This window comes from Candidatus Vallotia laricis, assembly GCF_020541325.1.
Classification (GTDB): Bacteria; Pseudomonadota; Gammaproteobacteria; order Burkholderiales; family Burkholderiaceae; genus Mycetohabitans; species Mycetohabitans laricis.
Genome location: NZ_CP047398.1, coordinates 1 through 12,732, shown reverse-complemented (window position 1 = coordinate 12,732; position 12,732 = coordinate 1). Strand labels below are relative to the sequence as shown.

Genomic DNA, 12,732 nt, shown 5'->3' with positions numbered 1-12,732 from the left:
GTACGGATAGTGCCCGGTTAGTAAAGTATTTAATATACTTATATTGTATGCACCTGAGAAAGCAAGCTGTGATGTTATAGGCTACTGTCTTAAATTATTCAGATATTACAAGAAACAATATAGTTAGCTACTATAGCTTAGGAGAAATTGACTTAGATTAATATTCCCTCCTTTTTATAGAGGATAGACATTAAGGATAAGTTAATAGCATAACGAAGGTCGATTTCTAAATGCATTTAAATCGGTATACCTTTACTCTCCTCTGCAGTGTAGAGGTAACTTACTTATCATCGGTAAAATACCCTTTAAACCTAGGCTAAATCATGCTAGCTCAAGCAAGTGTCTAAGGTCAATTAATAATAGTTACTAAATCTGTCCCAGACTACTATTTCCCCGATTTTTCATATTACTTTAGCCCTTGCTCTAGGAGATAGTCAATGGCCACTAACTCATAGTTTTTATCTGAGTCCGCACATGTGGACAATGCGGCGGTCATGCCGCTTCCAAATTCTCGTAAGATTTACGTAACGGGATCCCGACTTGATCTGATGGTTCCGGATGCGCGAAATTAGCCAGGCTGATACACTAGCTGTTTTCGGTGGTGAAAAAAATCCACCGATTGCGGTCTATGATACTTCTAGACCCTATTCTGATCCAGAAGCGAATATTAATATTCGTAGCAGCTTACCGGAGCTACGCAAGATATGGATTGAAGAGCGTAGAGATACTAAGCAGCTAAAAGAGGGATTCTTCAACCAATATCTCCAAAACTATATAGCTGACTAAGGGAGCACTTATCTTCGCTTTCCAGGCTTGCATCACGCTCCTAGACGAGCTAAAGCTAGTGTCAGTATAACCCAGATGCATTATGGGCGCCGTGGAATTATCACGCCAGAAATGGAGTTTGTTTCGATCCGCAAGAACGAGCGTCGTTATGAATATCTAGAAAATTTACATGCCAGCGGACCACAGGGTGTTAAACTAGCTGATTTAATCGAAAAGCAACATCGGGGTAGAAGATTTGACATGTCGATATCTGGCATCGATTATCTTCTCGAAATCACTCCAGAATTTGTACGCCAAGAGGTTGCGCATAGTCGTGCAATTATTCCAGCTAATATTAATCATCCGGAAACTGAGCCGATGATTATCGGACTTTATTTTCTAATAAAGATTAATGCTAAATTGGTAACTCAGTTGTCACATCATCAATCGGCGAAGAGGTTGATAAGATGATATGGGTAATTCGCTGGGGCGGCGATACAGTGATGGACCTGTCAACGGGTAAGAAACACGCGAGTAGATAATCCGAAATAGTACAGTACCAATTGGTACTGTACTATTCACCGAGCGCTAGAGAAGGTGCGTGGCAAGGCAGAAGATTTAACCTGAAAAATATTCTATGATACACTGATTGAGCAAGCAGAACAATGGGTTAACTACTTTACTGTGCATGCGGGTGTCTTGCTACGCTATATACCGATGACTGCCCAGAGGATGACGGGAATTGTTTCTCGGGGTAGTTCGATGATGGCTAAATGGTGTCTTGCTCATCACCATGAGAGCTTTCTATGCGAACATTTCGAAGATATCTGTGAGATTATGGGGGGGCATACGACGTAAGCTTTTCACTGGGTGACGAATTACGCCCGGGTTCAATCTACGATGCAAACGACGAAGCACAGCTTGCCGAACTTAAAACACTGGGCGAGTTAACAAAGATTACGTGGAAGCATAACATACAGACTATGATAGAAGGTCCAGGGCATGTGCCGATGCAGTTGATCAAGGAAAATATAGATTTGCAGCTAGAATGGTGCAACGAAGCATCATTCTATACACTCGGACCATTAGCAACCGATATTGCACCAGGATATAATCATATTACCTCAGGAATTGGAGTGGCAATGTATGTTATGTAACACCAAAAAAACACCTAGGGTTGCCAAATAAAAATGACGTCAAAGAAGGTATTATTACTTATAAGCTAGCTGCACATGCTGCTGATCCTGCAAAAAGACACCCTGGTGCGCAGTTGCGTGACAATACATTATCAAGAGCGCGCTTTGAGTTCCGCTAGGAAATCAATTTAATTTCGGGCTTGATCCAGAAAAAGCTCGAAAATTTCAAGATGAAACGCTGCCTAAAGACTCTTCCAAAGTCGCACATTTTTGCTCTATGTGTGGTCCACATTTCTGTTCCATAAAGATTGCTCAAGATGTAAGAGATTTTTCTAAAAAGCAAGGTATTAACGAAGCAGAGGCGTTGCGTAAAGGGATGGAAATCAAGGCGAATGAGTTTAAAAACTTGGGTACCAAGATTTACCATAAACAGTAATCTACATTGACCGATATCAACAATTCTACGAGCCTAGTAATAGGTACCATCCTGCTCGGTTTTGTGTGCTAAATGTTCAATCTATAGTTTATTAAAAAATATAATAACTATGAAAAACTCTACCGCATAATATTACTATGTTAGTAACAGTCAGTATACAAGTTTAATTATATTAAAAAGTCTATTATTTAAAGACTATGCGCTTTAGGTGGGGTTATTTAGACCTCCCGAATTAACTTGGCTAGTAAGTAGTTGGCTTACTCTTTTTTTGATTCCTTGTCAAAAAATTATTTACTGTTTTATAGATTCCGACTTATAAAGTATAAATATACTTTATAAGTAAATTATATTTACTCAAATATAATTGAGATATTTTAATAAAAACTAAGCACCCTTCTACGAAGGGGTGCTATAGCAAATATGTTTTAACATAGTGAGCATTCTTTTATGTTCTTTTATTTAAGAATGTTCTTTTATTTAAGACGGTTGTATATATTTTCGTTAGCATGCGAAAAACAGCATAATGAAAAATGCTTAAAACTTTTCTGTTATTAGCTACCTTACGCTAAGTTTTGTAATAAAAATTGTGTATCTTATACAGGCTCTGCTTATATTTTTATATATATAACAATATTAATGCTGCCAGAAGCCTTGCATATTGCATAAAATTTCTAAAGTTAACTTTTTATCTACGCTGAAACCGGCTACTAAAATAACTCATTTTCATAAAAAAGACAATCAACCTAATTTTACTGCACTACGTAACTAGTCACTCTTTCTATTCTTATTACTTATTAGGTCGTCATACAGACTATATTCTGTAGAATAAACGCTATAGAATATACGATCTAACTAATCATCTCAGTTAGTTCTAGGCTAATTCAACTTTTGCGTATTAATATAAAGTCTAGCTTAGTATTCTGGCTCGATTTTATGAATTAAAATAAGAAGTATTTACTTGAGGCAAATAATAAAATTACAAGTTGTTATAACGGGGGGTTAATTGTTATGTACAGCCGCGTATCGCAAGCGAGCTGATAATCCAGTATTACGACGTGTTGGTGTACTAATAGCCCGTTCTATAATAGAACGCGTACCAATAATCGCTATTTGAGTTCGCGCCCGGGTCACAGCTGTATAAATTAATTCCCGCGATAAAGTTTGGCTATATGTAGGTGGCAACACTAATGCAACTCGTTTAAATTCCGAACCTTGCGACTTGTGAACTGTTAGTGCAAATGCTGTATCGTGTGATGATAGCATTTCCGGGGGTACGCTTTGGAAATTTCCAGCTCCTCGTTCGAAGACTACTCGTAGCCTACCGTCGTTAGATGGAAGAGCAAGGCCAATATCTCCATTAAACAAACCAAGTGCGTAATTATTGCGTGTAACGATAATCGGACGGCCCGTAAACCACTGAGTATCCGATGAAAAAGATGAGCGAGCGAGCTGAAGTAGTTTTATAGTAATCCAATTATTTAAAGCATCAACACCATAGGGGCCAGCGCGGACAGCGCATAAAACACGAAATGCGTTAAGCGAATTAAATAGAGCTTCTGCCTCTATTTTTTGTCTTTTTAGCATTCCTATGAGCAAGTCTATATAGCATGTAAAACTTTGTATAATATATTCGCGTGACCTATGGCTGAGTATTGGCCCACTATCTTCAATAAAATATGAGCCTGCGCAATTATTTGTCTTATCGAGCATACCCAGTACATCTTCAGATAAACCATTTCGAATTGCACTGGATAGTTTTCCAATTGAGGAGTCCGGATTAAACCGATAATTAGTTTGCAACCAGACGACGCAATTAGCAAGCACGGGCGACGGTAAGCAGACTACTGATTTTGATGCATCTGGTTCTGGTTTATAGATGTTTATTCTATCTGTCAAGTTGACGTCGAAAAATAGATTGCTCTGTTTAGGCTCTTCAATCAGACTCGATGTAGTAATTTTCGAGGATTCCGTAAATTGCTCTGGGATAATAGCTTGCGCCGACGCAGAAGACTGTATTAAGCTAATTGCTTGCGTAGGCAGGCAATATTGCGGATTATTAATGGGTTTCTTGATTGGTAGCGTTTCTGCGATACTAGAGTTTGGTAAAGTAGTTGGTCGATTCCATTGATTTCGTCTATCGACTGACATACCACAGTAACCTACTGTATTAGATGACGAAATAGCATATTTGAGTGAGCTATAATAAACATATTCGGAGAATTCGTTTCGTAATTTATTAGCTGTACAGCCTACCATCCGTGCAATACGCTGAGAGCGCTCCCCCGTGTAGCATGGATAAGCATTCAGTTCAGCAAACACCGATCCCGCATCAACTGCAGATAATTGGTCTTTATCACCTATTAAAATTAATCGAGCACGTGGCGCAATGGCATCCACTAAGCGGCTTGCTAGTTCGATGTCAATCATCGAAGCCTCATCGACAACAATAACATCATACGGCAAAGGGTTGCGTAGATGGTAGCGGAAACACCCATCTGGTGTACTACCTAATAACCGATGTAGGGTATATGCTATAGTCGGTAGTTGAGCAGCCATATTTTTATCTAGTCTGTTTTTACGGGGCGCCAATGATTCCAGCATATGCTGTGCAGCCTTACCAGTGGGCGCAGCCAGCGCAATGCGTAAATTCGGTTGATCATTAAGCAAACACGCTAGAATTCCAAGGACTGTAGTTGTCTTGCCTGTACCCGGCCCCCCATTAATAATCGTCAGCTGCCCAGAACAGGCGATAGCTGCTGCAACGCGTTGCCAGTTGATATTACTACCACTCGTTTTTCCGAAATAGCGAGATAGCACGTTATTCCACCGATGCGAGTCATGAGACGACGTATTATCAAATTCCGCCCGCGCTCGTATACTCAGTGTTTTAGCAAGTCTCCGCTCGAATTCGTAGTAACGCCCAAGATATAACCGATCATCGTTGTCAATCACTAGAGGTAAATGGGGTATTAGATCATGATCATTAATACACATAGCAATACCGCTTGCGATCAATGATGCACGGATCATATCAAGCTGTTGCCCAAATTTTTGCGCCAGCACTATTAATTCGATGCAGACATGTCCAATAGAAAGCGCCTGACTAAGCATTGCGGCAGCAGCTTCAGCGATACGTGCATCGCTGAAGCTGCTGCCGCAATGCTTAGCAAGCGCCGCTGCTCGACGAGAAAACGCCTGGGATAATATAGTCCTAGACATTACTAACTCCTCCTTGAGATGGTAGATATCGTTTGTTCCTACTGAAACTAAGCATTCTTCGGCTTCGTTGTAAACAATGCATCGAACGCTTTAATAGCAGCAAAACTCGGTCTAAATCGAGCAATACCAGAACCAGGCCAATTCGGACGAACACCTCTTAAGAATAGATAAAGACTTGCACCAAAATGTATTTCATAATCGTAGTCTATCAATCGTGCTCGTAAATATCGGTGCAGCGCAATCGTATAAATTAGTGCCTGCAGTCGATATGCATGGGCATCCATTAAAGATGATAGCATTTGCGTACGATAGCTATTAGCTATGTTACCGAGATAATTTGATTTCCAGTCAATAATCCAAAACTGGCCCTGAAATTCAATCACGGCATCAATGAATCCCCTCAGATAGCCATGTAACATGCCATGATCAAGAGTCTCGCTGACAATACCGTATTCCCTAAGCATTATTGAAAACCGATGCATATCGAGCGACGTAATTGGAAAAACAAATTCGAGTTCAGTTAACCGACGCGATGGATCCATCTCGCCAAGCATAAAGTCTGATTCAAGCTGAGTATTTGCAATATCCCGCAAAAGACGCATCATCATAGCAGTAAGCTGGGGGTCACTGAAAGTATGCGAATTCACCGGCCGCTCGGTGAGTGCACGTACAATAGCAGTAGGCCAGCTTAAAGGATCGCGCAGATTAGCGAGCTCCATTAGTCGATGAAGACAGTTACCCGCAGCCGCCCCCCGGGGAAAACGCAGAATATCGTCAGCATCCAGTCCGATTTGACTGTTGTCTAGCATTGTCTCCGACTCTGATGTGATTGTATGTATATTAACCTGAGTTAGGTCATCATGGTCGGGTCGTACATGCAAGATATTTTCAATATCCGGTAATAACTGCTGTTGCGATATAGCGAGTGAGCTAAAACTCACAGTTTTCCAGGTTTCAAAAAGACGACGCTTTAGCGCGCGCGTGCGCACTGGCACTTGCGATATATCGCTTGGAGGTAACAGTAGATCATGCCTGACTATTGTCGGTAACGGCATAATAATTACACTAGCAGCCTGCTCATTCTGCAATGCTTGCCAATACTCCACCAATACAGCCGCCTTAGGAGGCTCCTTTAGCCATGTATCAAAATGCATTTCTCCACCAGCAACGATCCAGTTCAAAATGCTCTGTCGCGACTCCTTCGTCGATCCATGAACACCGCTCGTATAAATTCCGGCCACAAGGTAGCACCGATATATCGCACGCGTGATTGCGACGTAGATCAACCGCGCGCGCTCAGCAGCCTGTTCGCGCATTACGCTGTAATCAATTCTCTTCGCTTCCTCACCATCGCAACCAAAGTGCAAAATGGAAAGACCATCATCGCAATAATACTCGCGCGCTGCTGAAAATTTAGTATACAGAGGCCTTGCACCTAATACGCTATTGTTGAGGAATGGACAGAACACTACGGGGTATTCAAGCCCTTTAGACTTATGAATCGTGACAATCTGGACTAGATCGCGATCTGATGCGAGGCGCAATTGTGTATCTTCGCCGATACCCGGGTCCGATCGTTTAGCGCTTAGCCAGCATAGAGTTGGCGCAATGCCTGGATGTTCTCTATCGCGCACTTGAATTAGTTCGGTTAGATGATTTATGTCGGTTATCCTTCTCTCACCATCGTTCGTGCTTGCTAGGTGCGCTATGACGTTTAGCTCGCGTAGCGCGATACGCCACATCGGTGCAAAGCCATGCTCCTGCCAGAGTCGCTGATAGCCAGAAAACTGCTCCACCCATGCTGACGAATTTGTACTTAAGTGTGTTGAATCATATTGATTAACTTCTGTCATAGCTGACTCAGCTTGCTCCATGGCCCATAATGCCATAGCGTCTAAACCGATCCAGTCTGTGGCTAAAGCTGCATGTAACCGCTGTAAGTCACCTGGTGCATCGATTGCTAGAAGCACGTATTCGAACTGCTCGGCGTCAATCGTCTTAAATACGGAAGTTTGAGTAAATTCAACGCTACCGATATTAAATTTACGGAATACCTGTTTCATTAACATACCCTGCCGATGCGTCTGCACGAGTACAGCGATGTCAGCTGGTGTCAAAGACCTGATGCCAATCGTCGCATTTCCAGAACGCGCGTCACATATTATCCGTGCTATCTCTGCCGCGCACACCTCAGCGGCAGCGTATTGCGCATCACGCTTATTAAGTAAAGGATGATCTGGTAGCCACCATACTCTTAGAGCTGCTCTAGTTCTATCAGTTATAGAGATTGGATCTCGCCTATCCAAAAATTTTGGATGCCGCCTTATCCCGGCACGCACGTGGCAATAGTCCAGTCCATCGAGCACAAAAGCACGCGAGTTATTGCTGAATAAGCGGTTACATGCAGCAACTATCGTCGCATCGGATCGTTGATTGACAGCTAATGTGTAACTAGCATTAGCATAAGTACGCGCATTTAAGTATGTATGCAAATCAGCACCGCGAAAACTATAAATCGCCTGCTTTGGATCGCCAACAAGAAACAAGGGACCTTGCGGGGCAAAAATCTTTTTAAAGATGCCAAATTGCAATGGATCCGTATCCTGAAATTCATCAATTAATGCTGCCGAATAGCGTTCACGTAAGGCATCGACGAGCCCACTGCGGGCATGCAGTGCATAATACAAGTTGGACGGCAAATCATTGAACGACATGATGCGTGCCGTGCGCTTGCGTTGAGCGATAATTAATGGCCCCATATGTAACCACTCACGAACGAGGGAGAACCAAAGACGCAGATGTATCGCATGCTCTGCCTGGAGTGCAGCAACTAATACATTCGCATAGTCTGAAAAAGCATGTATAAGCGGCTTGCATTTAGTCTTGGTGGCGGCGATTAGTGAAGACGAGGTTAACTTTAAAGCGTCCTTTGAAATCGGAGCCCAGCGATCGCCGCGAACAAAAAAGTGTTCCCATGCCATTAGCGCAGCTTGTATCTGAGTGGGTTTATGTGTACGCTGGTTTAACTGAGCGGAGGAATCAACAAGCCACTGTTCGATCTGCTTTCGCTCTGCGCGCCATAGATTAGCTGCCCGCTTAAAATAATCAATCGTTATATCGACCGTTGTATCACAGACTGGATCTGTCCATATGATTTTGGCTAATGGCTTTCTCAAGCGTTGAGCGAGTAGCTCCTGTAAAACTGCGGGTCCAGCGCCATGAGAAACGAGCCAGTATGCAAATCCCGTCGAACGCGCTGCCTCTGTTTCGACACGCTCACCCCAAAACTGTGCGGCGATATCGAATCTCAGCGCAGTATCGTCAGTCTCAATCTCAAGCGCGAATGGCATTACAGCAGCAAATGGAGATTCTTGAAGCGCAAGTTGGCAGAATGAATGAATTGTATAAATCGCAGCCTGATCAAAACCATTCAATGCGCACCGGATCTGTTTTAGTGCTTGCTGTATAGACATTTCCGGTGTTTTGGTGTCGACTATACGGCGGATGAGGTCAGTTAAAAATGGGTCGCCTAGCACGAGAGATTTTTCAAGCCGCATGAGGTGCGACCGTATTCTCGCGTGCAGCTCTGTGGTAGCTGCCTTCGTAAAGGTTACAACTAGGATTTGGTCTACTTGCAAGTTCTTTTCGAGTAGCAAGCGGAGATAAAGCGCACAGATATTCCAGGTTTTCCCAGTACCAGCAGAGGCTTCGATCTGGGTTACCCCATTAAGCTCGCAGGTAAAGACATCGAGTTCAAGCGCGTCGAAAGTCATGAAGTTCCTCTGCCAGCTGTAGGTGTGCAAGCAGTGGCTCGAATACTGTTTTAGCAATAACTATAGAAATATTATCCAGTGTCATTGAAGTGCCACGCAACGCGAGCCGGATTGCTGGATCAGCAAGCTCACCACCCGTACGGTCATTCGACCATGCTTGATTAGCAGCAGATACATGCTTAGACATGAATAACCATCCACTTTTTTGAAAAAAACGCAATGGTGCGCGCAACCCAGCACGATATAGCGCACATAACTCGCTTAAGTATATGTGCGGATTCTGCGGCATCGTAAATACGAAATGTGTATCGGGTCCAACCCATAGTGTCTGTCGAGATGCTTGAGGATTTATGACACACCAGCATAGATGGCGCAACCACGCATCAAGATAATCACGGACCGTCGGCCTAGCATAGCGATAGAGTACCAATTCGTTATGTGTTGTATTATCTAGCACGCCAGACAATATTGTCGGCAATAACACCGTTTCACTCCATGCCGGCACCCGATCCAGCAGCTCCGATACAGATTCAAGTTGTCTAGGCCAGTGTGGGGCAACGCGAAATGAGAATTCAACAGATTCCAGCTTGCTACTGGAGCGATCTCGGATTTTTTTAGCTAGCCTACTTAATGTCATTACCTCGCGCTCCTGTATCGCGCGTCCGGTTGCGCCTCCAGGCAATTCTGGGAGTGCGCGCGCAATCTCATATGCCCGCTCTATGTATACTGATGACTCGACCAGCAATGGCAAAATGCGCTTGGAAAGCGCATCACGCGCTGCATAGTTGAACTCGTACGGCTCGATATCGGACAGTTTTGTCTGTGCGCGATGGAAGACAATGCCCAGTCTTTCACGTAGCAGTACTTTTTGCGGATGGTGCCAAAATCGCACTAATTTTTCTAACCTTATCGTCTCGCACATATTAGGAGGTAAAGCGTCGCTAAAAAACAGTGATGTAGTGCGATTTTGGCACGCATGATTGGCAATCGCCGTAGCTGTTTGTGCACGATCTTCGTCGTAGGTTAATAAAGGACCCGCGATCGAAAAATATGATGGCTCAAATGACTGTAGTGGATGTTCAGTAATAAAGCTGCGATGTGCCAATGCAATGTCTTCGACACTTGCTGCTTTGCCAGACTTCAATAACGCGAGGTAATCAAGCAACTCAATTAATAACGCTGATGGGAGCATCGTGCTATTGTCGCGGATATTGCGGCCAGTATAGCTAAGCAGCAGAGTATCGCGTGCTGCCAATATGAGATCCAGAAACAAGTTGCGATCATCATCTCGACATTTCCAGTCACCAAGTTGCTCAAATAAAACCATCAGATCGAACTCGTCCGAACGCACGCGTGTAGGTAACACTCCGTCATCGATGCCCGCTATACAGATGATACGAAACGATACGCCGCGTAAGCTAGATAACGACGATATAGTTACGGCACCAGATGGGACTCCGCCGCCGGAGGGATCGTACATAGCGGACAATAGTGCCGTATGCAAAACGGCAGCAGGTAATAGTGTGTCCGGTGCACTCGCTTCTATTTGCACGAAAAGAGTATTAAGTATGGCAAATAGTTTACTTAATGAGTTAGAATTTGAGCTACAAAAACCAAAGAATTGCTTAATAGCGCTATTTACCAGGTTACGCCATTGCGTAATCGTTTTAGGTATTGTGCATGCAAGCACAAATGCATCGAGCTCGTCAATAAATTGAGCTAGCCGACCAAGTAACATAGCGTCAGCAGAACCGATGGGTATTGCTATTGGAAGCCAATTGGCGACAGGTGGTGCGTTGTCTGGCATAGCATATCCAAGAAATAACCGCATCAAAGCGTCCGAAAATGTATGATAAGTACGAGGTGTATTGACATCCCGCCGTTCGTTCGGCGAAAATGACCGGAAAGCGCCGGCGTTTTTTAACCACCTTTGCACGGTCTCTAGCGCCACTGGGTCGATATCATACCGCGCCGCAATCTCATCTACGCGTAGCCATTCAATTAATGCAGACGCGTTAACGGTGCGGTCACCTAAGGTCAACCAATCCAGTAGCGTTCGTGCAAGTGCGTTAGCATGGTACGGAGGCAAACCGGTGATGCGATAAGGGATCCGGCATGGGTCATTCAGCGTGACCATACCGAATACTGCACTCACGATAGGCGCAGCAGCAATAAGGTCGGGTACTACGATCAGTATGTCAGCCGGCGTCAAACTTGGATCCGCGTCAAATGCAGCTAACAGTCGATTATGGAGCACCTCAAACTGCCGCATTAGACTATGGCAGACGTGCACCTCAATACCGTCAAGCTCAGGTCGGGTGAACAATGACACTGGATGTTTAGGCGACAGAATGGAATTCTGTAGGACGGAGAGCCAGCTGTTAGCTGAAGCCTCAATGAATTTACTACGCACGCTTGCTACGGCACAATCGATATGATCATGAAGCAACGCGAGTTGCGCCTGTGTCTGCCGCCCCCACTCAGTCAATAATGGGTGCCTAAATCTCTGGTAATCGATTTGCTCAACTGCATGCAGCTTATTAGAATGTTGATTCTTAATAATATTAAACCAATGCTCTCGGCATGGATTAAGTATATAAATCCGTATGTCGATCCAGCGCGATAATTCGCTTAGCAATTGCACATGTAATAATGGTATTGTCGGTAAAGCAAATAGGCTGACCTGCGCCGGCCAATTCGCTCGTGCGACATCACCTAAATCTAATTTCGATATAATCTCTAAAAAGCGGTGCGCAGGTGGCGATACCTGTTCGAGTACATCGAGACTAACATCTCCGGCGCCCGCTAACTCTTTCAGAATGTCTCGCCACAATTGTGCTTGCCAGGATTCGTCAGCGCGCTGTATTGGAGTTTCACTGGCTATCCATTGTTCACCGCAGCTCAGCTGCTGATTTAGCGAAAACAGAGACTTTCCGGTCAGCCACTGGGAAAGCCAATACGGGCGATAGATTATATAATGGTTAAAAATATGAGATATACGATTTGCTAGATCAAATATCATTACTGGGTCCGCTAAAGCTAAATATAGATCTAGTCGAGATAAAAGATCTTGGTTATCTCCGCTGCATATCGTGCTGCGCTGGGTAAGTAGCTTGTAAAGAATCCATACGAGCCGCTCTGGTACGAAAGGAGATTCCTGCGGCGCGTGTACTACTTCAACGCGTGCGATCTGTGTCCATAACCACTGCGGAAGATAGCAAAATTCTATATTTGCGCATAAGCCAAACCAGTCGGCGTAGTCTAATTCAAGTCGGCGGCGTACCGCCATATTCGGTACAATGATCGTTTGCGGCCGCCATAGATCGTGATCAATGTGCTCCAGGTCACTGAGCAACGCTGTGGTAAGCACCTCATAACGATTTGAGTAAAATAATTTAAGCAT

General features: G+C 44.0%; 5 protein-coding genes and 3 pseudogenes. 5 read left to right on the top strand and 3 right to left on the bottom strand.

All coding sequences use genetic code 11. The annotated features are described in order from the left end of the window. Positions 1-494 precede the first annotated feature (494 nt). From GKR41_RS04020 to GKR41_RS04000, 5 genes and pseudogenes are all read left to right on the top strand, one after another. Positions 495-924: pseudogene (locus GKR41_RS04020) on the top strand (phosphomethylpyrimidine synthase ThiC); the annotation flags it as partial. Next, a pseudogene (locus tag GKR41_RS04015) lies at positions 898-1,307 on the top strand (phosphomethylpyrimidine synthase ThiC). The pseudogenes GKR41_RS04020 and GKR41_RS04015, both read left to right, overlap by 27 nt. A 142-nt stretch (positions 1,308-1,449) precedes the next feature. Continuing rightward, positions 1,450-1,623 (top strand): phosphomethylpyrimidine synthase ThiC, encoded by a 174-nt coding sequence (locus tag GKR41_RS04010; protein ID WP_420885640.1) that lies wholly within the window; start codon positions 1,450-1,452, stop codon positions 1,621-1,623. An 8-nt stretch (positions 1,624-1,631) separates the two neighbouring features. Continuing rightward, positions 1,632-2,080: pseudogene (locus GKR41_RS04005) on the top strand (phosphomethylpyrimidine synthase ThiC). Between the two features lie 59 nt (positions 2,081-2,139). Further along, positions 2,140-2,337 carry a hypothetical protein gene (locus GKR41_RS04000; protein ID WP_420885641.1) on the top strand — a complete coding sequence of 66 codons (198 nt, stop codon included), beginning with the start codon at positions 2,140-2,142 and terminating at the stop codon, positions 2,335-2,337. A 999-nt stretch (positions 2,338-3,336) separates the two neighbouring features. Here GKR41_RS04000 and GKR41_RS00015 read toward each other — a convergent pair. Genes GKR41_RS00015 through GKR41_RS00005 form a run of 3 tightly spaced genes read right to left on the bottom strand, consistent with a single transcriptional unit; the run spans position 3,337 to position 12,732 of the window. Then, the gene (locus GKR41_RS00015) at positions 3,337-5,556 is read right to left on the bottom strand and encodes an AAA family ATPase (protein ID WP_226809547.1); all 2,220 of its coding nucleotides are present in this window, start codon (positions 5,554-5,556) and stop codon (positions 3,337-3,339) included. 47 nt (positions 5,557-5,603) lie between these two features. Beyond that, the gene (gene recB, locus GKR41_RS00010) at positions 5,604-9,329 is read right to left on the bottom strand and encodes an exodeoxyribonuclease V subunit beta (protein WP_226809546.1); all 3,726 of its coding nucleotides are present in this window, start codon (positions 9,327-9,329) and stop codon (positions 5,604-5,606) included. Next, on the bottom strand, positions 9,310-12,732 hold the full coding sequence (locus GKR41_RS00005; RefSeq protein ID WP_226809545.1) for an exodeoxyribonuclease V subunit gamma: 3,423 nt from the start codon (positions 12,730-12,732) through the stop codon (positions 9,310-9,312). The genes recB and GKR41_RS00005 overlap by 20 nt, the downstream gene beginning before the upstream one ends.